Origin of the sequence: Nonomuraea sp. NPDC047897, from assembly GCF_043204415.1 — a bacterium.
GTDB lineage: Bacteria > Actinomycetota > Actinomycetes > Streptosporangiales > Streptosporangiaceae > Nonomuraea.
Genome location: NZ_JBIDCC010000004.1, coordinates 140,997 through 163,956 on the forward strand (window position 1 = coordinate 140,997; position 22,960 = coordinate 163,956).

At 71.1% G+C, this 22,960-nt stretch carries 23 protein-coding genes, 1 tRNA gene and 1 riboswitch; of the genes, 10 read left to right on the top strand and 14 right to left on the bottom strand.

Going from position 1 to position 22,960, the window contains the following annotated elements; translation table 11 throughout:
- Positions 1-49 precede the first annotated feature (49 nt).
- From pknB to ACGF0J_RS10620, 7 genes are all read right to left on the bottom strand, one after another.
- On the bottom strand, positions 50-1,906 hold the full coding sequence (gene pknB, locus ACGF0J_RS10590) for a Stk1 family PASTA domain-containing Ser/Thr kinase (RefSeq protein WP_393144198.1): 1,857 nt from the start codon (positions 1,904-1,906) through the stop codon (positions 50-52).
- 82 nt (positions 1,907-1,988) lie between these two features.
- Positions 1,989-3,461, bottom strand: a complete 1,473-nt coding sequence (locus tag ACGF0J_RS10595) for a serine/threonine-protein kinase (RefSeq protein ID WP_393144200.1) — start codon at positions 3,459-3,461, stop codon at positions 1,989-1,991.
- A gap of 21 nt (positions 3,462-3,482) precedes the next feature.
- Complete coding sequence (locus ACGF0J_RS10600) at positions 3,483-4,943, bottom strand: peptidoglycan D,D-transpeptidase FtsI family protein (protein ID WP_393144202.1); 1,461 nt, start codon at positions 4,941-4,943, stop codon at positions 3,483-3,485.
- Positions 4,940-6,322, bottom strand: coding sequence for an FtsW/RodA/SpoVE family cell cycle protein (locus ACGF0J_RS10605; protein ID WP_393144204.1), 1,383 nt, complete (start codon positions 6,320-6,322; stop codon positions 4,940-4,942). The genes ACGF0J_RS10600 and ACGF0J_RS10605 overlap by 4 nt, the downstream gene beginning before the upstream one ends.
- A gap of 93 nt (positions 6,323-6,415) precedes the next feature.
- On the bottom strand, positions 6,416-7,705 hold the full coding sequence (locus ACGF0J_RS10610) for a Stp1/IreP family PP2C-type Ser/Thr phosphatase (RefSeq protein ID WP_393144206.1): 1,290 nt from the start codon (positions 7,703-7,705) through the stop codon (positions 6,416-6,418).
- A complete protein-coding gene (locus ACGF0J_RS10615; RefSeq protein WP_393144208.1) occupies positions 7,702-8,172 on the bottom strand; it encodes an FHA domain-containing protein in 471 nt (156 codons plus the stop codon). Before ACGF0J_RS10615 ends, ACGF0J_RS10610 begins: the two co-directional genes overlap by 4 nt.
- 17 nt (positions 8,173-8,189) lie before the next feature.
- On the bottom strand, positions 8,190-8,930 hold the full coding sequence (locus tag ACGF0J_RS10620) for a DUF3662 and FHA domain-containing protein (RefSeq protein WP_101787431.1): 741 nt from the start codon (positions 8,928-8,930) through the stop codon (positions 8,190-8,192).
- 193 nt (positions 8,931-9,123) lie between these two features.
- Here ACGF0J_RS10620 and ACGF0J_RS10625 point away from each other — a divergent pair.
- A tRNA-Leu gene (locus ACGF0J_RS10625) sits at positions 9,124-9,206 on the top strand.
- Positions 9,207-9,533: 327 nt separating this feature from the next.
- Here ACGF0J_RS10625 and ACGF0J_RS10630 read toward each other — a convergent pair.
- The gene (locus ACGF0J_RS10630; RefSeq protein ID WP_393144210.1) at positions 9,534-10,562 is read right to left on the bottom strand and encodes a hemolysin family protein; all 1,029 of its coding nucleotides are present in this window, start codon (positions 10,560-10,562) and stop codon (positions 9,534-9,536) included.
- Positions 10,559-11,953, bottom strand: a complete 1,395-nt coding sequence (locus ACGF0J_RS10635; protein WP_393144212.1) for a hemolysin family protein — start codon at positions 11,951-11,953, stop codon at positions 10,559-10,561. Before ACGF0J_RS10635 ends, ACGF0J_RS10630 begins: the two co-directional genes overlap by 4 nt.
- Positions 11,954-12,386: 433 nt before the next feature.
- Between ACGF0J_RS10635 and ACGF0J_RS10640 the strand changes: the two genes are divergently transcribed.
- A complete protein-coding gene (locus ACGF0J_RS10640; protein WP_393144214.1) occupies positions 12,387-13,475 on the top strand; it encodes an LCP family protein in 1,089 nt (362 codons plus the stop codon).
- Positions 13,476-13,545: 70 nt separating this feature from the next.
- Here ACGF0J_RS10640 and ACGF0J_RS10645 read toward each other — a convergent pair whose 3' ends face one another.
- Positions 13,546-14,202 carry a GPP34 family phosphoprotein gene (locus tag ACGF0J_RS10645; protein ID WP_393144216.1) on the bottom strand — a complete coding sequence of 219 codons (657 nt, stop codon included), beginning with the start codon at positions 14,200-14,202 and terminating at the stop codon, positions 13,546-13,548.
- 23 nt (positions 14,203-14,225) lie between these two features.
- Between ACGF0J_RS10645 and ACGF0J_RS10650 the strand changes: the two genes are divergently transcribed.
- From ACGF0J_RS10650 to ACGF0J_RS10675, 6 genes are all read left to right on the top strand, one after another.
- Positions 14,226-14,831: a TenA family protein gene (locus ACGF0J_RS10650; RefSeq protein WP_393144218.1), complete on the top strand. Its 606-nt coding sequence runs from the start codon at positions 14,226-14,228 to the stop codon at positions 14,829-14,831.
- Between the two features lie 124 nt (positions 14,832-14,955).
- Positions 14,956-15,834, top strand: coding sequence for an Fpg/Nei family DNA glycosylase (locus ACGF0J_RS10655; protein ID WP_393144220.1), 879 nt, complete (start codon positions 14,956-14,958; stop codon positions 15,832-15,834).
- Between the two features lie 109 nt (positions 15,835-15,943).
- Positions 15,944-16,267, top strand: a complete 324-nt coding sequence (locus tag ACGF0J_RS10660) for a rhodanese-like domain-containing protein (RefSeq protein WP_393144222.1) — start codon at positions 15,944-15,946, stop codon at positions 16,265-16,267.
- Between the two features lie 159 nt (positions 16,268-16,426).
- On the top strand, positions 16,427-16,768 hold the full coding sequence (locus tag ACGF0J_RS10665; protein ID WP_393144224.1) for a DUF6247 family protein: 342 nt from the start codon (positions 16,427-16,429) through the stop codon (positions 16,766-16,768).
- Between the two features lie 84 nt (positions 16,769-16,852).
- Positions 16,853-17,017, top strand: a complete 165-nt coding sequence (locus ACGF0J_RS10670; RefSeq protein ID WP_393144226.1) for a hypothetical protein — start codon at positions 16,853-16,855, stop codon at positions 17,015-17,017.
- Positions 17,018-17,261: 244 nt separating this feature from the next.
- A riboswitch (TPP riboswitch) is annotated at positions 17,262-17,374 on the top strand.
- Positions 17,365-18,708: a purine-cytosine permease family protein gene (locus tag ACGF0J_RS10675; protein WP_393144228.1), complete on the top strand. Its 1,344-nt coding sequence runs from the start codon at positions 17,365-17,367 to the stop codon at positions 18,706-18,708. Its footprint overlaps the riboswitch before it by 10 nt.
- Here ACGF0J_RS10675 and ACGF0J_RS10680 read toward each other — a convergent pair.
- A complete protein-coding gene (locus ACGF0J_RS10680; protein WP_393144230.1) occupies positions 18,680-19,246 on the bottom strand; it encodes a methylated-DNA--[protein]-cysteine S-methyltransferase in 567 nt (188 codons plus the stop codon). The two genes, ACGF0J_RS10675 and ACGF0J_RS10680, sit on opposite strands and share 29 nt — an antisense overlap.
- A gap of 89 nt (positions 19,247-19,335) precedes the next feature.
- Here ACGF0J_RS10680 and ACGF0J_RS10685 point away from each other — a divergent pair, with 89 nt between their 5' ends.
- The gene (locus tag ACGF0J_RS10685) at positions 19,336-21,204 is read left to right on the top strand and encodes a PAS domain S-box protein (RefSeq protein ID WP_393144232.1); all 1,869 of its coding nucleotides are present in this window, start codon (positions 19,336-19,338) and stop codon (positions 21,202-21,204) included.
- Positions 21,205-21,342: 138 nt separating this feature from the next.
- Positions 21,343-21,786 (top strand): ATP-binding protein, encoded by a 444-nt coding sequence (locus tag ACGF0J_RS10690; RefSeq protein ID WP_393144234.1) that lies wholly within the window; start codon positions 21,343-21,345, stop codon positions 21,784-21,786.
- Here the strand turns inward: ACGF0J_RS10690 and ACGF0J_RS10695 are convergent.
- The 3 genes from ACGF0J_RS10695 to ACGF0J_RS10705 are packed head-to-tail and all read right to left on the bottom strand — an operon-like array spanning position 21,783 to position 22,878.
- On the bottom strand, positions 21,783-22,430 hold the full coding sequence (locus ACGF0J_RS10695) for a YidC/Oxa1 family membrane protein insertase (protein WP_393144236.1): 648 nt from the start codon (positions 22,428-22,430) through the stop codon (positions 21,783-21,785). The genes ACGF0J_RS10690 and ACGF0J_RS10695 overlap by 4 nt on opposite strands.
- Positions 22,431-22,484: 54 nt before the next feature.
- A complete protein-coding gene (locus ACGF0J_RS10700) occupies positions 22,485-22,706 on the bottom strand; it encodes a DUF6412 domain-containing protein (protein ID WP_393144238.1) in 222 nt (73 codons plus the stop codon).
- Between the two features lie 4 nt (positions 22,707-22,710).
- Complete coding sequence (locus tag ACGF0J_RS10705; protein WP_393144240.1) at positions 22,711-22,878, bottom strand: hypothetical protein; 168 nt, start codon at positions 22,876-22,878, stop codon at positions 22,711-22,713.
- Between the last annotated feature and the right edge of the window lie 82 nt (positions 22,879-22,960).

Here is a 22,960-nt window from a genome sequence, read left to right on the forward strand (position 1 = left end):
GCTCATGGCGAAGGGCCGCCCTCTCGCGAGGACGGCCCTTCGGCAGGCGTCAGCCCAGGTCGTCGTCCTCGATCGGGACGTCCTGCGTCGGATCGTCGGTCGGCGGCGGCTGCTCCCCGTCGTCCGTCGGGAACGTCGGGTCGGGCTGGTCGGTCGGGAACGGGTTCGTGGGGGTCGTCATCTCCTGGCCCTTCGACACGACGATCGTGATGGTCGTGCCGGGGGCGACCTTGGCGCCCTCACCGGGGTTCTGCTGGACGACCGTGCCCTTCGGCTGGTCGCTCGACTGCCGGTCGACCTGGACCTTGAGCCCGAGCCCCTTGATCGCCTTCGACGCGTCGCCCTCGGTCAGCCCGACCACGGACGGCACCCCGACGAGCTGCTTGGGCACGTACAGCGTGACCTTGCCGCCCTTCTCGATCGGCTCGCCCGCCGCGGGGTCGGTCTCCATGACCTTGCCCTGCGGCTTGCTGGAGGTCTTGGTGCTGATCGTGGCGGTCAGGCCCGCCTCCTCCAGGATCGCCCGGGCGTCCTCGGGCGCCAGGCCGAGGAGCCCGTCGGGCACCTTGACCTTCTCGGCCCCCTGGGAGACGAACACCTTGACCGTGTCTCCCTTGTTCACCTTGGCGCCGGCGTCGGGGTCGGTCTTGATCACCGCGCCCTTGTCGACCTCGGCGCTGAACTCCTTGGTCACCTCGGCCTTCAGCCCCAGCGCCGTCAGCTCCTTCACCGCGGCCTTCTCGGTCTGCGTGGCCAGCGACGGGATCTCGACGGACTGGTCGGTCGGAGTGCTGCTGGAGTTGAGGAAGGTGTAGCCGATGCCGATGAACGCGCCGATGATCAGCAGCGGCACGATGATCCAGGCAGCCGTCTTGAGCGCCCTGTTGCCGCCGCCGTTGGCCCGGCGCCGGCCGCCGCGCCCGCCGCCCTCGCCGTCGTCGTACTCGTACGCCGGGACGGCGGTCGTGCGCTGCGTGGCCGGGCCGGCCGCCCCGTGCGTCGAGGTCATCACGCGCGTGCCGGGCCCGTAGGTGCTGTTGAGCGCCATCGTCTGGGCGTCGACCGGCATGCCCGACATCGCGCGCTGGATGTCGGCCCGCATCTCGCCGGCGCTCTGGTAGCGGTGCGCCGGGTCCTTGGCCATGGCCTTGAGCACGATCGCGTCGCACCACGCCGGGATCTCGGGGTCGATCTGCGACGGCGGGATGGGCTCCTCGCGCACGTGCTGGTAGGCGATGGCGACCGGCGAGTCGCCGGTGAACGGCGGCTGGCCGGTCAGCAGCTCGTAGAGCACGCAGCCGGTGGAGTAGATGTCGCTGCGGGCGTCGACCCGCTCACCGCGCGCCTGCTCGGGAGACAGGTACTGGGCGGTGCCGATCACCTGGGCGGTCTGCGTCATGGTGGCGGCGGAGTCGGCCATCGCGCGCGCGATGCCGAAGTCCATCACCTTGACGTCGCCGGCGCGGGTGATCATGACGTTGGCCGGCTTGATGTCGCGGTGCACGATGCCGCCGCGGTGGCTGTAGTCGAGAGCCCGCAGGATGCCGTCGACCAGCTCGGCCGCGCGCTCGGGCAGCAGCCGCCGGTCCTGGCGCAGCAGGTCGCGCAGCGTGCGGCCGTCGACGAACTCCATGACGATGTAGGGCACGGGCGTGCCGTCGGTGACGTCCTCGCCGGTGTCGTAGACGGCGACCACCGCCGGGTGGTTCAGCGAGGCCGCCGACTGCGCCTCCCGGCGGAAGCGGGCCTGGAAGGTGTGATCACGCGCCAGGTCGGACCGGAGGGTCTTGATCGCGACTATGCGGTCCAGCCGGAGATCTCGGGCGCGATATACCTCGGCCATGCCGCCGCGCCCGACGACACCGTCGAGCTCGTAGCGACCTCCGAGTCGCCGAGGCTGAGTCATTTCCTGCACTGTCCCTTACCGTTCATCTTGGGTACGGCCTCGCGCGTGGGCCGCCGCTGTCCATCATCGACCCCATGACACATCACGTCTCCCCCTTCGGCGGGTTTGTGTCGCCCGGGTCAGGTGAGGCGCTCGTTGTCGGAGTTGGCGTTGTGGTTGGTGGCGTGGGGGTCGGTGTCGGGGTCGGTGTTCGGGTGGACGGGGTGGGTTTCGGGGTCGGCTTCCGCGTCGGGGTCGCCGACCTAGTAACGGTAGCCGACCGTGAGGCTACCGGCCGCTGCGACTTGACCGGAACCACCGGAGGCCGCCGGGTGCGTGTCTTGGTCTTGGCGGGCCGCGGCTCCCTCGTCGTGGGCGGCGGCGGCGGGACGGACGGCCCGCTCGGCTCGGCGACGTCCGGCGGCCTGGCGGGCGACTGCTGCTGGGTGAGCGTCATGGCGCCGAGGCCGACCACGGCCAGGCATCCCGCGGTGGCGACCAGCGACGCGAGCACCCGCGCGCCCCGGTGCCGCCGGCGGGGGACGTGCCGGACGGCCCCGCCGTCCGCCGCCCGCGTCGGGATCTCCCGGGCGGTGCCCGCACGGGTCTCCGCCGTCTCCGGCAGGCCGCCGGCGGCGGGCGCTTCGCTGTGAGCTGAACCCTCGGAACGCGGTCCGGAATACGGCCCGGAGTCGGGCCCGGAACGGGGCTCGCGGGCCCGGAACCCCGCCGGGTCGGTGAGCATGCTGAGGTCGGAGTTCCGCCCGGGGCCGGCGGGCGTCTCGCGCAGCACGTACGCCCGGTCGGCCAGCTCCCGCGCCGACCCGGGCCGCGCCGCCGGGTCCTTGGCCAGCAGCGCCATGACCAGCTCCCGCACCGCGGCGGGCACGTCGACGCCGAGGGGCGGCGGCAGCTCGTTGAGGTGCCGCAGCGCGATGGCCACCTGGCTGTCGCCCTGGAACGGCGTGCGCCCCGCCAGGCACTCGTAGGCCACCACGCCCAGGGAGTAGAGGTCGGTGGCGGGCGTGAGCGCAAGGCCCTGGGCCTGCTCGGGGCTGACGTACTGGGCGGTGCCGAGCACGGTGCCCGCCTGCGTGACCGGCGCGGCCTCCAGGGCGCGGGCGATGCCGAAGTCGGTCACCTTGATCGTGCCCTGCGGCGTGACGAGCAGGTTGCCGGGCTTGACGTCGCGGTGCACCACGCCCGAGGCATGGGCGGCGTGCAGCGCCTTGGCCGTCTGGTGGAGCACGTCGAGCGTCACGTCGGGACCGAGCGGGCCGTTGCGCGACAGGATGGCCGACAGCGGCTCGCCGTGCACCAGCTCCATGACGAGGTAGGCCCCGTCGCTCTGCTCGCCGTAGTCGTAGATCTGGGCGATGCCGGGGTCGGTCAGCGCGGCGGTGATGCGCGCCTCGTTGCGGAAACGCTCGCGGAACGAGGGGTCGGCGTGGATGTGGCTGCGCAGCGTCTTGACCGCCACCTCGCGGCCCAGCAGCTCGTCGCGGGCACGCCAGACCTCCCCCATACCGCCCGTGGCGATGCGGGAGAGCAGGTGGTAGCGGTTACCGAGCCGCATGGGTCAGCACGTTACCGTCAATCACCTGAGCACCGCCTCCATCACCTGCTTGGCGATCGGCGCGGCGGTGCCGCCACCGGTGGCCTCGGCGCCGACCCGGGCGGCGCCCGACTCCACCATGACCGCGACGGCGATCTTCGGGTCGTTGGCCGGGGCGAACGAGATGAACCAGGCGTGCGGTGGCTTGCCGTCGCTGGTCTCGGCGGTGCCGGTCTTGCCGCCCACCTGCACGCCGGGGATCTGCGCCAGGTTGGCCGTGCCGTTGTTGACGACGCTGACCATCATCTCGCGCAGCTTGGCCGCCGTCTCGGGGCTGACCGCCTCGCTCAGCTCGTCGGGCTCGGCCTCCTCGATGCTGTCGCCCTTGCTGTCGGTGATCTTGTTGACGAGGTAGGGCTTCATCACCGTGCCGTCGTTGGCGATGCCGGCAGCGATCATGGCCATCTGGAGCGGCGTCATCCGGACGCTGCGCTGGCCGATGGCCGACATGGCGAGCCCCGCCTTGTCCTCCTCATCGCCGAAGTCGCTCTTCGCCACGGTCATGGGCACCTCGAGGTCCAGGCCCATGCCGAACTTCTCGGTCTGCTCACGCATCTTGTCGTAGCCGAGCTTGATGCCGATGTCACCGAACGGCGTGTTGCAGGACTTCTCCAGAGCGAAGACCAGCGGCACCTGCCCGGCGCCGCAGGCGGCGCCGCCGTAGTTGGGCAGGCTGATGGTGGTGCCGGGCAGCGGCAGCCGCTGCGGCGCCTCGACGGTGGTGGTGGGGCCGCGGGAGTCGTCGTCCTCCAGGAACGCCGCCGCGGTCACCACCTTGAACGTGGAGCCGGGCGCGTAGGTCTGCCGGATGGCGCGGTTGAGCAGCGGCTGGCCCTCCTGCTTGGCCAGCTCGTCGTAGCGCGAGAACACCTTGCCCTTGTCGGTGCCCGACAGCTCGGCCGGCTCGTAGGTGGGTAGCGACACCATCGCGAGGATGGCGCCGGTCCTGGGGTCGAGCGCGACGAGCGCCCCGCGCTTGCCGCTCTTCGACAGCGCCTCGTGGGCGGCCTTCTGCGCCCTCGGGTCGATGGTGAGGTCGACGTTGGCGCCCTTGGTGGGCTCGCCGGTGAACAGGTCGATGCTGCGCCGCAGCAACAGGTCGGAGCTGGACCCGTCGAGCAGCTTGTTCTCGGTCGCCTCGATCGCGTCGGCGCTCTCCGGCGAGAAGAAACCGGTGATGTGGGCGTACAGCTTGCCCTCGGGGTACTCGCGGACGAAGCGGAAGCGGGTGCTCTCGGTCTCCTTGGACTGGGCGAGGATCACCTTGCCGCCCGCCGTGATCCGTCCCCGCTGCACCGCGTAGCGCTCGTAGAAGTTGCGCTGGTCGCGCGGGTCCTCGGACAGGTTCTCGGCGCGCACCGCCTGGAGGTAGTTGGCGTTGACCATGAGCAGCGCGAACATGGCCAGGCAGGCCACGGCCACTCGCTTGAGCGTGCTGTTCATCGCTGGAACACCTGCGTCATTCCTTCGTTCTGGATCGCCTGGGGCGGCGGCTGCCGTGCCGCGTCCGAGGTGCGTACGAGGAGGGCGATCAGGATCCAGTTGGCGAGCAGGGCCGAACCGCCCTGGGACATGAACGGGGTGACCAGACCGGTGAGCGGGATGAGGTTGGTCACGCCGCCGACGATGATGAACAGCTGCCAGGCCAGCAGGAACGACAGGCCGCCCGACAGCAGCTTGGAGAAGGGGTCGCGGGCCGCGAGCGAGGTGCGCAGGCCGCGCTGGACGATCAACGCGTAGATCATGAGGATCGCCATCACGCCGGTGAGCCCGAGTTCCTCGCCGATGGCGGCGAAGATGAAGTCGGAGTAGGCCAGCGGGATCAGCTCCGGATGGCCCTGGCCGAGCCCGGTGCCGAGGATCTGACCGTTGCCGAACCCGAACAGCGCCTGCATGATCTGGTAGCTGCCGCCGACCTCGCGGTCGTAGAACGCCTGGCTCTCCGGGTTGAGCCAGATCTCGAACCGGTCGCCGACGTGGCTGAAGATCTGACCGGCCAGGAACGCGCCGCCGACGAAGAGCAGGATGCCGATCAGCACCCACGACGTGCGCTGGGTCGCGATGTAGAGCATCACGATGAACGTGCCGAACAGCAGCAGCGAGGAGCCGAGGTCCTTCTGCAGGACCAGCACGCCCAGGCTGACGCCCCAGGTGATGAGGATGGGCCCGAGGTCGCGGGCCCGCGGCAGGTCGATGAAGAGCAGCCGCCGTCCGGCCAGCGCCAGCACGTCGCGCTTGGCCACCAGGTAGCCGGCGAAGAAGACGGAGAGCGCGAGCTTGGCGAACTCGGCGGGCTGGATGGTGAAGCCGAACAGGCTGATCCAGATGCGCGCGCCGAAGAACTCGCGGCCGAGGCCCGGGACCAGGGGTGAGACGAGCAGGACCAGCCCGATCAGCCCGGCGGTGTAGGTGAGCCGCTGCAGTGCCCGGTGGTCGCGCAGGAGGACCAGGGTCACGGTGAAGAGCACGATGCCCACGCCGGTCATGATGATCTGGTTGGTGGCCGAGGCCGCCTTGTCCACGCCGGTGAGCTCCAGCCGGTAGATCATCACCAGGCCGATGCCGTTGACGAGGGTCACCAGAGGGAGGATGAGCGGATCCGCCCACGGGGCGAATTTGGCGAGGACCAGGTAGGCGACCAGCATCAGCCCGCCCAGGCTGAGGCCGTACGTCAGCATGCCGGAGGGGACCTGGCCGTCCACGGCGAGGCCCACGTTGGCGTAGGCGAGCATGATGATGGCGACGGCGAACGCCAGCATGCCGAGCTGCGCCACGCGCCGCTTGGCGGGCATGGGGACGGGAGAGTCTGTCACATCGGTCATCTGGGGCTGCTCATCCGGGGCTTCAGGGTCTGTGGCCTTGTCTCTGGGGTGTCTGCGGGCTGCGCGGAATCTCGGTGACGCTCTCCTGGGGGTCTACGGCTTCGTCTTCGTGCCGCTGGGCGTGGCGCTCGGCGAGGCGCTGGCGGCTGGTCCGGCCTTCTGCTCGGTCGCGAACTCCATGCCGTTGATCTTGGTGAGGCCCTCGGCGACGTTCTTCACCTCGATGCCGTCCTTGACCAACGCCTGGTCGGGCGCGGAGAGCTGGGACAGCGGCCGGCCGGTGCGTTTGGCGACCTGGAAGAACTGGAGGGGGCCCACCTCCTGCCGGATGCCCTGGAACACCACGACCTCGCCGCCCGTGGCGCCGACGAAGAACTTCTCCTGGGTCCACTGCCAGCCGAAGTAGCCCCCGACGCCCACGACGACGACGCCCACGCCGAGCACCGAGGCGAGCACGGGCCACACCCGGCGGCGCTTGACCGGCCGCCGGGAGGCGCGCGCGCCCGGCTCGTCGTAGCCCTCGTCGTCGTCGGGGATCACCGGTTGCGGCGCGGTGACCGCGCCGGGCTGCCCCGGCGCGGCGTCCGGCGGGGCCGGGTGCAGGCGGTTCATGCCCGCCGCGCCGACGACCGCTGCCTCGGTCGGAAGCTGCCGGCCCTCGCCGATCTCCAGCACGTCGGCCAGCACGCAGGTGATGTTGTCGGGCCCGCCGCCCCGGTTGGCCAGGTCGATGAGCTGCCGGACGACTTCTTCGGGGTCGTCGATGTTGGTCAGCGTGGCGTGCAACGTCTCCGCGCTCACCACCCCGGAAAGGCCGTCGGAGCACAGCAGGTAGCGGTCGCCGATCTGCGCCTCGCGCAGCGTGAGGTCGGGATCGACCTCGCCGCTGCCGTCGAGCGCCCGCAACAGGATCGAGCGTTGCGGGTGCGTCGCCGCCTCTTCGGGGGTGATGCGCCCGTCGTCGACGAGCTGTTGGACCAGCGTGTGGTCGTGGGTGATCTGGTAGAGCTCCCCGCGTCTGAGCAGGTAGGCGCGCGAGTCGCCGACGTGCACCAGGGCCACCTGGGTGCCGTTCCAGAGCATGGCGGTGAGCGTGGTGCCCATGCCCTTGAGGCTGGGGTCCCGCCCGACCATCTCGTGCAGCTTGCGGTTGGCGTCGCGTACTGCTGCCTCGATGGCGTTGAGCAGGTCACCGCCCTGTTGGACCTCTTCGAGTGAGGCCATTGCGGCGATGGCGACGGAGCTCGCCACCTCGCCGTGTGCGTGCCCGCCCATGCCGTCGGCGACGGCGAGCAGGCGGCCGCTGGCGTACGCCGAGTCCTCGTTCCCTTCGCGGAGGAGGCCGACGTCCGAGCGGGCGGCGTAGCGGAGTGCGATGGTCATTTGCGCAATTCAATGACTGTCTTGCCGACGCGGATCGGAACTCCGAGCGGCACCGGTGTCGGGCGGGTGACTTTATTGCGTTCGAGATATGTGCCGTTGGTCGAACCGAGATCTTCCACGATCCACTGACCGTCCTGAGGGAAGAGCCGGGCGTGCCGGCTGGAGGCGTAGTCGTCGGTGACCACCAGCGTGGCGTCATTGGCCCGGCCAATGGTGATGGGCGTCTCCGTGAGGTTAATGGTGGTGCCCTGCAGCGGGCCACCTGTCACGACGAGCTGGCGTGGCTCGTTCTTCTTGTTCTTCGGCTTCGCCGCCGGTTTGGCGGGTTTCGCGGCTTTTCGTGGACCCGCAGGAGCCGTACGCGACCCGAACAAATCTGTCCGAATCACGCCGACTGCGGCAATGACGAAGAACCACAGCACCGCCAGGAAGGCGAGCCGGATCAACAGCAGCGTGAGCTCGGACATGGACCGTTTGTCTACCCCTAATCGCGCCGGAACACCAGTGTCGTACGCCCCAGCGTCACTCGCGTGCCGTTCTGGAGCTCGATACTGCGTACCGGCTGGCCGTTGACGAAAGTGCCGTTGGTCGATCCCAGGTCGACGAGCAGCACCTGCTGCCCCTCGACGCGCAGCTCCGCGTGGTGGCGGGAGACGCCGGGATCGACCAGGCGGAGGTCGCAGTCGGTGCCCCGGCCGAGCAGGGTCACCGGGGTGGTCAGCTCGTAGGAGCGGTCACCCTGCGGGTCGTCCTGGGTGGAGACGAGCAGCCTGGGCCGCCCGCCGAAGGCGTTGGGCCGGGACGGAGGCAGGTCGCTCGCCGGCTGACGGATCTCGTCCTGCTCGACGGTCGCGCCGCGGATGACGCCCGACCTGATGCGGAACAGGCCCACGGCCAGGTCGGAGGCGGTCTCGAAACGGACCCGGACCGGTCCCACGAAGGAGTAGCCCTGCTCCTTGGCGTACTCCCTGGCGAGGTTGGCCAGCTCGTGGCTGATGCTGTCGGTGTAGACCTCAAGCCGTTCGCTGTCGGTCGTCGACAGCTCCACCACGAAGTCGTTGGGCACGAGCGTGCGACCCTGGGCGACGATCGCGGCCCGCTCGTCCATCTCGCGCTGAACCGCGCTGGCGACCTCGACCGGCTGAAGGTCAGATTTGAACGCCCGCGCAAAGGCCCCCTCAACCAAGCCTTCGAGCCTTCGCTCGAAGCGCTGAAGGACTCCCACCGGGTACCTCCCTTCCTCCGTGCATATGATCGCGGCCCCGGGCGCTCGCGCGCCTGGCCCGCTCGTCCCACGCGGCGGCCGGCTCGGCGCTCGTCTTGCCCGCGCCCAGCTCCTCCGCTCCCGTGTCTTATGCGATCGTATCCGGGTTCAGTGGCACCGGCTGTTCCGTGCTACTGTTTCTCCGCACCCACAAGGGCGGGTGGCGGAACGGCAGACGCGCACGGTTCAGGTCCGTGTGTCCGCAAGGACGTGAGGGTTCAAATCCCTCCTCGCCCACTTCGGTCTCCGGTCACATCGGCAGACCCACACTGACGAAAGTAGCCCCGGTTCGCAAGAGCCGGGGCTTCTTCCTTCTCCCGCCTTGGTCACGCTGCCGTGCTCGGCGGGAGAACGGCGGAGGTGGCCGCCCGCAGGTCACCGTCGGCCACCCTGCGTGATTTAGCTCACAGTCGCGGGTCGGTGCGAGCCTTCGACCGCCCGGCGTGCCTCCGCGAGGGACCCGTCGCCAGGCCCGCCCGCCCGCCTCACCCCTGTCTGCCGCCCCTATCGGCGCGTCGTGACGCGCGGCGCCCGGCGACGGGCGCCGCGCGCGTCACAACCGGATCACGCCGCCTTGACGCGCGTGTCGAGCAGCTCGCCGATCAGGTCCGTCAGCGTCACCAGACCGATGACCCCGCCGTCCTGGCCGGTGACCAGGGCCACGTGCGCCCGCGCCTCCTGCAGGGCCGTCACCGCCTCAGGCACCTGCGTGACGCACGCCAGCCGCGGCGCCGGGCGGGCCAGGTCGCCGGCCGTCCGGCCGGGCTGGAGCAGCGCGTCGCGGGCGTGCAGGACACCCTTGACCTCGCCGGGCCTGCCGGGCTCGCCGACGAGCAGCCGCAGGTGCCCGCTGTCACCGGCGACCCGCCGGATGACGGCGGTGTCGGCCGACGGCGGCACCGTGACGGCCTCGCCGATCGGCACCATCAGCCGCTCGATGCCCTCGGCCTGCAGCCGCAGCGCCCGCGTCAGCAGGTCGTGCTCCTCGCGGTCGAGCAGACCCATCCGGCCCGACTCGCCCACCAGCATGGCGAGCTGGCGGGGCGTCCTGGTGGTGGCCAGTTCATCGCGTGGCTGCACGCCGAACAGGCGCAGGATCACGTTCGTCAGGCCGTTCAGCGTCGACAGCAGCGGCCGAACCACCGTCACGAACGCCCGGAACGGCAGCGTCAGCAGCAGCGCGGCGCGTTCCGGATGGGTGAGCGCCCACGACTTGGGCGCCATCTCACCGATGACCATGTGCAGGAACGTCACCAGCGCCAGCGCGAGCGTGAGCGCGATCGGCATCCGGAGCTGTTCCGGCACGCCGACGGCGGCGAAGAGCGGCTCCAGGGAGTGCTCGATCGCGGGCTCGGTGACCTGGCCCAGGATCAGCGTGCACAGCGTGATGCCGAGCTGCGCGCCGGCCAGCATCAGCGAGAGCTGCCGCGAGCCGCCGACCGCCGACTTGGCGGCGATCCGCACCAGGCGGTTGCCGCCGCTCGCCATCTCCTCCAGGCGGTGCCTGCGGGAGCTGACGAAGGCGAACTCGGCCGCCACGAACAGGGCGTTCAGCGCCAGCAACGCGATGCTGAACAGGATGAGCGTCGTCATCGGGCGGCCTCCGCGTGCTGCAGCGGCGCCAGCCGCACCCACTCGGGTACCCGGCGGTTGAGCGACAGGACGGTCAGCTCGGCCAGGTGCTCGTGTTCGTCATCGGCGAACGGGTCGTTCTCGGGCGTGGTGGGCACCACCACCTTGTCGCCCTCGTCCGGCATCCGGCCGAGCCGCGCCAGCACCAGGCCGGCGAGCGTGTCGTAGTCGTCGCTCTCGGGCAGCGTGACGCCGGTGGCCCGCTCGACCTCGTCGAGCCGCAGGCTGCCGGGCACGTCCCAGACGCCGCCGGGCCGCTCGACCACGCCGGCGGGCTCCGGGTCGTTCTCGTCGACCAGCTCGCCCACGAGCTCCTCGGCCAGGTCCTCGATGGTGATGACCCCGGCCAGGCCGCCGTACTCGTCGATGACGCACACGATGTCGGCGCCGGCCGAGCGCATCTCGTCCAGGACGGCCGGCAGCGGCAGCGAGTCGGGCACCAGCCGGGCGGGGCGCATGATGTCGCGTACCGGCCGGTCGTCCCGGCTGTCGTCGAAGCCGGACGACAGCAGTTCGCGGACGCCGGCCATGCCGGCGACGTCGCCGTCGGCCGCCAGCACGGGATAGCGGGAGTGGCCGCACTCGCGCATCACGCCGATGAGCTCGGAGATCGGCTGCGAGTCGCGCAGCACGACGACGCGGGGGCGCGGAACCATGATCTCCTCGGCGGTGCGGTCGCCGAACTCCAGCGCCCGCTCCAGCAGCTCCGACAGCCGGGGCGGCAGCTCGCCCGCCTCGGTCGACTCGGCGATGATCCGGGACAGCTCCTCGGGGGTCGCGCCGTGCTCGACCTCCTCGACCGGCTCGATGCCGAGACGCCGCAGCAGCCCGGTGGCGGCCGAGTCGAACAGGCGCACGACCGGGCCGACCACGGCCAGGTAGACGAGCGTCGAGCTCGCCAGAGCCTTGGCGACCTGCTCGGGCCTGGCGATGCCCAGGTTCTTGGGCGCCAGCTCGCCCAGCACCATCTGGACGACGGTGGCGAGGAACACGCCGGCGGCGACCGAGACGCCCGTCACGGCGGCGTCGGGCAGTCCAGCGTCGGTCAGCCAGGGGCGGACGAGGGTGGCGATGGCGGGCTCGGCCAGGAAACCGACCAGCAGCGCCGTCACGGTGATGCCGAGCTGGGCGCCGGAGAGCATGAACGACAGGCGGGAGGTCACCTGCAGGGCCTTGTCGGCGGCCTTGTCGCCGGCCGCGGCCTGCTCGCGCAGCACGCCGCGGTCGGCGGCCACGAAGGCGAACTCCTGGGCGACGAAGTAGCCTGTCGCGGCGGTGAGAAGGAAGAGGGCCAGGAGGCCCGTATAGGCGCTCACCATGGTGAGCTCGCAGGGGAACCCGTGCTCGCGCACGGGCCGCTACTCCAAGGGTCCGGAGTGGACACGATCATCCCTTCCATAGAGGTGGTCCATAACGGTAACGACCGTCGCGGCCTCTATGTTTCCGGTGGGGTCCGGCGCCGGTTGTGCGTACTTTTCCGTGGGAAAAGCTTGGCAACACCTCTGCAATGGTCAAGGGATGGACGTAGCGTTTATGGCAACCGAGGGGAAGTAGAGGGAAGTGTCTGAGGACGACCGGACGCGGGCCATGCGCTCGCCAGGAGACGGACGCCCGCTGCCTCCCAGGCACGAAGGCGGCCCGCTGTCCGGCGGGGCGCCCGCACATCAGCGTCCCCCGGCGCCGCCTCCCGGAGGCGGCGCGGCGCCGACCGCCAAGCTCCCGGCGGCGCCCGCGGCCGGCCCCGGCGCCGCCGCCGTGAGTGGGCCGCCGCGCGGCGGTTCGCGCGTGTACGGCAGGCAGCGTTCGGGCAACGGCCCCGTCAGGCCGCTGAAGACGTCGAAGGGCGAGCCGCCGGCCGGGGCGCCGCCCTCCGGCCCCCGCCTGCCGGCCGCGGGCGGGCCGAAGGGGCCCCGGCGCAGGCCGTCCGGCCGGACCATCGCGAAGATCGTCGCGGCGGTCCTGGTAGTGCTGCTGGTGGCCGCCGTCGGCATGTTCTTCTGGATCAACTCGCGGCTGGCCGGCATCGAGGGCGTGCTCGACGACTACGAGGGCCGCCCCGCCGACACCCCCGGCACCAACTGGCTGCTCGTCGGCTCCGACAGCCGCAAGGGACTGTCGGCCGCCCAGCGCCGCAAGCTCGCGACCGGCCGCTCGGCCGGCCAGCGCACCGACTCGATGATGCTGCTGCACATCCCCGAAGGCGGTGACCGGCCCACGCTGGTCAGCCTCCCGCGCGACTCCGCTGTCACCATCCCCGGCAAGGGACGCAACAAGCTCAACGCCGCGTACGCGATCGGCGGGCCGAAGCTGCTGGCCCAGACGGTCGAGACCGTCACCGGCGTGCACGTCGACCACTACATGGAGATCGGGTTCGCCGGCTTCGTGGGCATCGTGGACGCCGTCGGCGGCGTCGAGATCGACGTACGGGCCGCCGTGGACGACCCCAAGGCCGGGCTCAAGCTGAAGAAGGGCCGCCAGCTCCTCGACGGCGGCCAGGCGCTCGGCTACGTGCGCACCCGCAAGGGCGGCGCGCTGCCCGACTTCGAGCGCACCAAGCGGCAGCGTCAGTTCCTCGGCGCCGTGGTGAAGAAGGCCGCCAGCCCGGGCGTGCTGCTCAACCCGTTCACCTCGATCCCGCTGGCGATGAGCGCGACCGAGGCGGTCACGGTCGACGACGGCACGGGCGCGTTCGACATGCTGTCGCTGGGCCTGGCGATGGGCGACAGCCCCGTGACCACCGTGGTGCCGTTCGGCGGCAGCGAGATCGCGGGCGGCGGCACGGCCGTCAAGTGGGACCGGGCCAAGGCGATCAGGCTGTTCGACGCGCTCAAGGAGGACAAGCCCGTGCCGAAGGACATCCTCGACGCGGGCTGACGCGGCTCGTCCGGGGCACGTCCCCGGCGTGACCCCGCGGGGCCGATCCGGTACGGCTCCGCGGGCGAGGTCAGCTGGAGCCGCCGCCCACGGCGGCGGCGGTGGCGGCGATCGACGCCGTCACCACCACCGAGTTGATCGCCGCGATGGTCTGGGCGACCGCGTCGGCCGCCCAGGCCCCCTCGGCGATCTCCTTGATCCGCTTCTTGTCCGCTCCAGGGAACGCCTTCCTGTCGAGCTTGGCGGCGCGCATGAGGGCGATCAGGACGGCGGTGCGGGGATCGGGGTCCTGGCCCGCGAGCGCGCCGGCCACCCGCGCCCTGACCTCGGCCTCGACGCCGCCGTCCGCCTCCGGCCAGCGGGTCGTCGGGAAGATGCCGAGCACCTTGCCGCGCTGCTCGCTCAGCACGCCGGCCTCGGCCAGCCCGGTCAGCAGGCGGTTGCGCAGCTTGGCGGAGTAGAGCTTCTGCACCCACCAGACGGGCTTGCGCTCCTTGCGCTCCCCGGCCATGCGGGCCAGGCTCGCGTCGAGCTCCCCGAAGCCGAGCGGGGTGGCGTCGCGGACGGACACCTTCTTCGCCGACAGCTCGATCCGTTCGTTGATCGCCAGCTCCGCGAGGATCGCCCCGGCCAGCGCCGGGTCGAGCTGCGTGCCGGAGATGAGCGGCTTGCCGTCGTCCTCGGAGTGGGCGAGCAGCAGGAGTTCCTCGGCGATCGTCACAGTCATGGTTTTGACATTAACGTGCCCCCATGACGCTTTCGCAGAAGTTGCACGCCGTTGGTCTTCCGCTGCTGCGGGCGCAGCTCGAACATCCCACGGTGGTGGGCATCGGGCGGGGCGACCTGCCCGAGCCGGTGTTCCGGTCGTGGCTGGAGCAGGACTACCTCTTCCTGCTCGACTACGTGCGGGTGTTCGCGCGGCTGGCCTGGCAGGCGCCGGACGGGCGGCTGGGCGACCTGGTGGACCTGGCCCACGCGACGTTCCACGACGAGCTGAACCTGCACCGGTCGATGTCGGCCCGCTTCGGGGCCGACCTGGAGGGGGCGCGCAAGGGACCGGCCTGCGCGGCGTACACGGCGTTCCTGCTGGAGTCGGCGGCGGACTACGGGGAGGGTCTGGCGGCCCTCTACCCGTGCATGTGGGGGTACTCGACGTTGGGCCGCAGGCTGGCCGAGAACCCGCCCGCCGAGCCGCGTTACCGCGCCTGGGTGGACACCTACGCCGATCCGGGCTTCGCGGCGCTGGCCGCGCGGGTCGGCGAGATGATCGACGAGGCGGCCCCGGACCCGGCGCGGGCGGAGGCGCTGTTCAGGGAGGGGATGGCGCACGAGCTGGCGTTCTGGGACGTCCCCTGACGGCGTCCACGGGCCGCCGTCCTGACGGCCGGTCCCGTCCACAGGCTGCCGTCCTGGCGGCGGGTCGTCCACAGGCTGTGGATCGCGCGGGCGGATCGTCGGGGCCGGACCGTACCCTGGTGACATGCCGGAACTTCCCGAAGTCGAGTCCCTGACCGCCTTCCTGCGGGAGCGGGCGGTGGGGCGCACGGTCCTGGCGGTCGACGTGGTCGCGATCCAGGCGCTCAAGACGTTCGACCCGCCGGCGAGCGCGCTCGGCGGGTTGACCGTCACGGGCGTGACGCGGCACGGCAAGTTCCTCGACCTCGACTGTGACGGGCTGCATGTGATCATCCACCTGGCGCGGGCCGGGTGGCTGCGCTGGCGCGACGACCTGTCGGGCGCCAAGCCGGTGCGGCCCGGCAAGGGCCCGCTCGCCGTACGGGTGCGGTTCGCGCCCGACGACGACGGGCTCGCGCCGGGGTTCGAGCTGACCGAAGCGGGCACGCAGAAGCGTCTCGCCGTCTATGTCACGAAAAACCCTGACACGGTGCCGGGCATCGCCGCCCTCGGCCCCGACCCGCTCGACGACGCCTTCACCGTCGACGCGCTCAGGCGCATCCTGGGCGGCAACCGCACCCAGATCAAGGGCCTGCTGCGCGACCAGAAGGTCATCGCGGGCATCGGCAACGCCTACTCCGACGAGGTGCTGCACGCGGCCCGGATGTCACCGTTCAAGATCGCCGCCACACTCACCGACGCGCAGATCGCCGACCTGTACGAGGCCATCGTCACGACTCTGCGCGAGGCGGTCGAGCGGGCGCACGGCCTGGCGGCCAAGGACCTCAAGGCGGAGAAGAAGTCGGGGCTCCGGGTGCACAACCGGGCCGGGCAGCCCTGCGACGTGTGCGGCGACACGATCCGGGAGGTGTCGTTCGCCGACTCCGCGCTGCAGTACTGCCCCACCTGCCAGACGGGCGGCAAGCCCCTCGCCGACCGCCGCCTGTCGCGCCTGCTGAAGTAGCGGCCCCGCACGAGACGATCGAGGCGGTGGTCGCCTGGATCGAGAAGCACCAGGGGGAGATCGCAGCCGCCGGTGCCGGCTACGACCGGGGGCGCGAGATGATGGACCCATGACGGTTCCCGAGATCGAGGCCGACAAGGTCCCCGCCGACGCCTTCCTGCTGGACGTCCGTGAGCTCCAGGAGTGGGTGGCCGGTCACGCGCCCGAGGCGGTGCACATCCCGATGTCGGAGATCCAGGGCCGGGTGGCCGAGGTGCCCGAGGACCGCCAGGTCTACGTGGTCTGCCGGGTCGGCGGCCGGTCGTTGCAGGTGGCGGCCTGGCTCAACCAGTTGGGGCGCGACGCGGTCAACGTCGGGGGCGGCATGCAGTCGTGGGCGTTCGCCCGCCGCCCGATGGTCAGCGAGACCGGACAGCCGCCCTTCGTCGCCTGATCTAGTGACATCTCCCGCTCCGACGTGCTGTAGCGCTCCCGGTGCAGGTCAAAGGCCACCCATGGGCGGTATGGGTGGACCTTTCAGTCCTCGTACAGCTACGAAGTACAGCAGTCGCCTGTACGCTGAGCTGGCAGGTCGGACGGAGGGGGAGCCCCGATGACGGCACAACCACAAGAGCTAACGCCGCAGGCAGCGCCGGACAAGAACCTGCGGGCCATTCGTGGCGCGCTGGTCACGCCACAGGATCGCGAAGGGTTTGACGAAGGGCTGCGGCTCGCGCTCGCGGAGGTTCGTGCCAGCCTCGACCTGACGAAGCTCAACGATTTCGTACACACGTGGTGGCTCATCGCGTGCGACTCGGCGAAAGACCCGGCAGGCCGCCGGCAGATGCATGAGCGCGTGGCCGATGCCCAAGCTCTTGCCACTCGTGGCGAGGCTCTGCCACGCGGCGACAAGAGCTGGCGTGAGCTGCTGTCCGAACGCGGAGTCGCGCTGTAGGCGTACACCCTCCTTCCTCCTGACCCCGTCGCCCAAGACCAGATCGACGCGCTACCGGATGAAGCGCTCGGCTACCTTGCCGAGTTGTTCACCCTTCTGGAGACGGCGCCGTGGACGGGGCGCTCATCGAACCCAAGCAATCCCGATGCCAACATGCTGACCATGCCGTTCGGTGAGCGCGGCCTCATCACGTACCTCGTCCTGGAAAGGACACGAGAGGTGTACGTCGTGCGCGTTCAGTGGCTCTGACGGAGTGCTTGGCCCAGCTTGCGCAGGGCCTCGCAGGTCGCCTCGTCGGTGGCGTCGGCACGTCCGCTCGCGTTCGCCTGCGACGACTGGTGCTGTCCTTGCGGGCGGCGGCGCCCCCGGCATCGGGCATCAACGGTCACCTTCCTGCTGACCCACGAGGCGGTGCCCCCGGGTTGGCGGTAGCCACGCAGCGGACAATTAGTGCATCATTAGGCGCGAGCTGGGGCGATCCCAGCTCGTCCCCATGAACCCCCGCGGGAGCTTGGAGCAACCAGGCTGAGAGGGCAGCTATCGCTGCTGCCGACCGCATGAACCTGTCCGGGTAATGCCGGCGTAGGGAGAGTGCGATGGCGCACGTCGCCGACGAAGTTCCGCTGACTCTCGACGGAGAACCCCCCAAGACTCTCGGGGTGCTCGACCAGGGCGCCCTGTGGGCCAACCTCGGCGTCAGCCTCCTCGGCTTCTCCGGGGCGCTGTTCCTGATCAGCCCGCTCCGCGACGCCCCGCCGCTGAGCCTGGTGGCCGCGCTGACGGCCACGCTCGTCGGCAGCCTGATCGGCACGGCCATGGTGGGCCTGGCGGCCGTGCCCGGCACGCGGACCGGGCAGCCGGCGATGGTCCTGCTGCGCGGCCTGTTCGGGGCGAAGTTGTCGTACATCCCGACCGTGCTCAACATCGTCCAGATGGTCGGCTGGGGCGCCTTCGAGCTCTGGGTGATCGCCATGGGGGCGAGCGCCATCTTCGGCTCCGCTGTGCCGTACGCGGTGTGGGTGATCGTCGCGGGAGTGATCACCACCGCGCTGAGCATCTGGCCGCTCGGCGCCGTACGGGTGCTGCGCCGCTACGTGACGATCGCCGTGGTCATCGCGATGGTCTGGTTCTCCGTGGACTTCCTGGGCACGGCCCAGCCGCAGACCGGCGGCTCGTGGGCGGCCTTCGCGCCGGCCGTCGACTACGTGATCGCGCTGTCGGTCTCCTGGGTGCCGCTCGCCGCCGACTTCGCCCGGCACTCCAGGTCGAGCGCGGCCGCCTTCACGGGTGTGGTCGGCGGCTACACGCTGGCGCAGGTCGCCTGCCTCGGCCTCGGCGTCTACGCGGTGGCCATGGCCGGGGCGGCCGCGGTGAACGCCGACTCCACGGCGGTGTTCGGCCCGTTCGTGGCGGCGCCGCTCGGGGCGCTGTTCTTCGCCGTGCTCGTGCTGCGGGAGACCGACCAGTCGTTCGCGAACGTCTACTCCACCACCGTGTCGCTGCAGAACCTCATGCCGAGGGTGGACCGCAGGGTGTTCTCCACCGCGGTGGGCCTGCTGACCATCGCCATCGCGCTGGTCGTGGACGTGACCTCCTACGGGGCCTTCCTCGGCGTCATCGGGGCGGTGTTCGTGCCGATGTTCGCGGTGCTGGCGGTCGACTACTTCGTGCTCGGCGGCGCGCTGAGGTGGAACACCGAGGAGGACGCCCCCGCCCGCTGGTCCATGCTGGCGCCCTGGGCCCTGGGCTTCGCCGCGTACTGGCTGACCACCTCGACGCCCACCGTCGAGCAGTGGGACGCCCTGTGGGCCGCGGCGCGCGACGCGATCGGTTTCACCCGGCAGCCGTGGATGAACGGCGCGCTCGGCGCGGCGCTGGTGGCGACGCTGGTGACGCTGGCGATCGGCGCGGTCAGGCGAGGGCGCGCGTCTCGACGGTGAGCAGGTGGCGCTTGGCGGCGGCGCCTCCGGCGTAGTCGCCGAGCGTGCCGTCGCCGGGCACGACGCGGTGGCAGGGCACCACCACGCACACCGGGTTGGAGTTGAGCGCGTTGCCGACCGCCCGCAGCGCGCGGGGCCGCCCGATGCGTTCGGCGATCTCGTCGAGGGTCGCCGTCGTGCCGTAGGGCACCGCCATCGTCTTCTGCAGCACCGTGCGCGCGAACGACGTGGTGAGGGCCAGGTCGACCGGCGTGGCGAAGGCGCGCAGCCGGCCGGAGAAGTAGGCGTCGAGCTCGCGGCGCACCGGGTCGAGCCGGCGGGCGTCGGGGCCGATGAACGTGCCGACGTGCCGCGACACCCGCTCGAACACGACGTGCTCGTCGTCGTAGCTGCATGCCGCGAGGCCCTTGCCGGACACCGCGAGCACCATCCTGCCCACGGCGCCGTCGTAGGTGCCGAACGCGATGTCGGGAGGGGACTCCCCGCGATAGCTGGGGGAGGTGACCCGCAGCAGAGCGTCGAGGTCGCTGCTCGCCATCCCCTCACCCTCTTCCGTCGCACGCCGTGACCGCAGCGTATCGGACGGATCGCACGACGCAGGCACCTCGCCACGGGCACTATGGAGATGTGGGTGACGAGTGGGCCGGCAGTGACGACGAGATCGCCCGTGCGGTGCTCGCCGCCTCGCCCAACGCGCTGATCGCGCTCGACCGCGACCAGAGCGTCCTGGTGTGGACGCCGGCGGCGGAGCGGCTCTTCGGCTGGAGCGCCGAGGAGATGCTGGGCCGGCGGGCGCCGATCGTGCCGGACGAGCTGACGGCCGAGCACAACGCGGTGCTCGAACGCGTGCGCACGGGTGGCCAGGTGAGGCTGCAGACCAGGCGGCTGCGCGCCGACGGCGGCGTGATCGACGTCCGGGTCGACACGAGCGCGCTGGTCATCGGCAGCTCGGTGGTGGGCTACGTCTGCGAGCACCACCCCGTCGAGGCCGGTGAGGAGGCCGGCGTGCCGGTGGCGCGCCGGGCGCAGCTCGTGCGCCGGCTGACGGACGTGGTCGCCGACATCAACGCCGAGCTGGAGCTGTCGGCCGTGCTCGACCGGATCGCGGCCAGCCTGACCGAGCTGACGGGCGCCGACGGGGGCGGCTTCGTGCTCATCGAGGGCGAGCGGCTGCGCCTGGTGAGCACCCACCGGCTGCCCGAGACGCTCAAGGGCGCGACGGCCGACCTGCGCACCAGTCTCGTCGGCAAGCTGCTGCGGACCGGCAGGACCGTTCTGCTGGAGTCGGACGGCCTCGGCGACCTGGTCTGGGCGGAGCTGTCCGGCCTGCACACCATCGCGCTGGGGCTCGCGGCCGTGGGCGGGCGTCCGTACGGCGCGCTCTACGCGCTGTTCGCCGACGACCGGCCCGGCCACCTGGAGCTCGAACTGCTGGAGCTGCTCGCCGGGCACGCCGGCATCGCCGTCGGCAACGCGATGGCCTACCAGGAGGCCGTCCGCCAGCGGGCCCACGAGCGGGCGTTGTTCGACGCGAGTGCCGACGGCATCGCCGTGCTGGACCGCGAGGGGCGGGTGATCCGGTGGAATCCCGCCGCGACGGAGCTGACCGCGCTGCCCGCCGAGGCGGTGCTGGACCTGCCGCCGCCGTTCGCGCTGCCGGGGCCGGGCGAGAAGCTGACCTTCCGGCTGCCGAACGGGCGCTGGCTGGACGTCGTGGGCGCCCAGATCGAGGAGACCGGCGAGGTGGTGGTCGACTTCCGCGACGTGACCCAGGCCAAGGAGCTGGAGGAGGCCAAGGATCTCTTTCTCGCCACCACCAGCCACGAGCTGCGCACCCCGATCACGATCGTGCGCGGCTTCGCCAGCACGCTGGACGCGCGCTGGGACAAGCTGACCGACCCCGAGCGCCGCTCCGCGGTGCACACGATCGCCGAGCGGGCCCGGTCGCTGGGGCGGCTCATGGACCACCTGCTGCTCGGCTCCCGCGCCGGCGCGGACGAGCTGAAGGTCCGGGTCGAGGCGTTCGACCTGGCCGAACGCATCCACGCGGCGACGCTGGGCCTGCCCGCGCTGTCCGACCGGCACCGTGTCGAGGTGGCTCTCCCGGAGGGCCTGCCGCCGGTCCTGGGCGACGCGCTGGCCACCGAGATCGTGCTCGGCCAGCTGCTGGAGAACGCGTTCAAGTACAGCCCGATGGGCGGCCTGATCAGGGTCGAGGCGTGGCCGGAGGAGGACACGGTGGTGGTCGTCGTGGATGACGAGGGCGTCGGCATCGCCCCGCCCGACCGGGATCGGGTCTTCGAACGGTTCGTCCAGGCCGACAGCGGCGACCGCAGGAGGTTCGGGGGGGTCGGGCTGGGCCTGTACATCGTGCGCAGCCTGGCCAGGGCGCAGGGCGGTGACGTGAGCGCCCACCCGCGCGACGGCGGCGGCACCCGGATGCGGCTCGTCATGGGCACCGCGTCCACTACTGGAAACGACACACCGATGCGGTAACGAGGTGGTCACGGATGTGCTGACCTACAGTCCAATGTGTACAAGCTGTGATCGAGATGCGGTTTCTGGGACTGGGTAACGGGGCATTTCGGTCGTACCGGGGAGTGTCCCCCGCGGGGGGCACTGGTAGACGGGGAGGTGGGTGTGTCAAGCGTGGTGCTGCTGCCGTACGCGCCGTCCAGCGTCGCCGTTGCCCGCCAGCGTCTGAGCACTGACCTGCAGGATCTCGGCGTGTTCGACGCCGCGATCGACGACGCCGTACTGGTGGTGAGCGAGCTGCTCAGCAACGCGCTGAGACACGCCCATCCGTTGCCGTCGGGCATGGTCAAGGTGGCGTGGCTGCGCAGTGGCGATCGGATCGAGGTGGCCGTGAGCGACGGGGGCGCCGCCACCGAGCCGCGCGCCGGCCGCCCCACCCTCTCATCGCTGGGGGGCAGGGGGCTCGGCATCGTCGAGTACGTGGCCGAGAGCTGGGGTGTTCGCCACGACGGCGAGATGACGACCGTGTGGGCCGTGCTGCCCGCGCCCAACGGCAACGGCTCGATGAACGGGCACGTCGCGGCGCTCAGAGAGGCCGGTTAGCCGGCACGGGCGGTCAGTACGGCGCGCTCGCCGAAGGTCCACGCCGTGGACACCAGGAGGTAGAGCCCGGCGGCCAGCGGGAGCACGGCCGCGGCGACCACCGAGCCCCACGGCAGCAACGGCATGATCTTCCGTAGCGTTTCGGGCTGCTCCTCGGTCAGCGTGGACCGGATTTTCCGTGACGAGAGCCAGGCCACCAGTGCGACCAGCGCGATGATCACCGCAAAGACCGAAAATGGCCAACTGATCAGTCCGTAATTGGCCACCACGCCGGCCACCTGTTGACCCAGCGGAGCCCCCAGCAACTGCTGGCCCGCGAGCGCGGTCGGATGCGTGGCGACCTGGTACATCAGCCACAGGAACGGCAACTGGGCCAGCCCCGGCAGGATCCCCGCGAACGGCGAGCTGCCCTCCTTGGCGTAGAGCGCGGAGACCTCCTTGCTGAGCCGCTGCGGATCGCGCCCGAACCGCTGCTGCAACCGGCGCAGCTCCGGCGCCAGCCGCTCCTTGATCCTGGCGCTGCGCGCCTGCCGGACGCTCAGGGGGAGCAGCAGCACCCGTACGGCCAGCGTGAACAGCACGATGGCGAGGGCGGCGTGACCCCCGGACATGCCGACGACGAACGTGACAAGAGAATCGATCATGAGCCCTTCAAACAGAGGAAGACGGGATCAGGGCTCGTCGAAGACAGAGCCCCGCTAGCGGGAAGCGGGGCGGGGTGAAGGGGCCCGTGGGCGGGGGCGGCCGGCCGCGTCGGGGTCGCGCTGCCGCTGGAAGGCCGTGCGCCGGCCGTAGACCAGCGGGAAACCGGCCGGCTCGGCGACGCCGAGCGGCAGCAGCCGGGCGGCCCAGCTCACCAGCAGCAGGACCGCCACCATCGTGACGCCCATCAGCCAGGGGTCGAGCAGGAACAGGGTCACGGGCTCAGCGGGACGTCCTGCCGACCAGGGTCACCGCGATGAAGACCAGCAGGGCGACCACCCCGATGATCAGCGCGACCTTCAGCAGGCCCATGATCATGGGCAGCACGAAGTTGAACAGCACGAAGAGCGCCAGGAGCGCGCCCAGCACGAGCATGACGACTCGACTCATGAGCCCACCGTACGTCCTCCCGCCAAGATCCGCGAGGCTTACGAACCGATGACGTGGGTGTCGGCGCGGGTGCCGGCGGGGC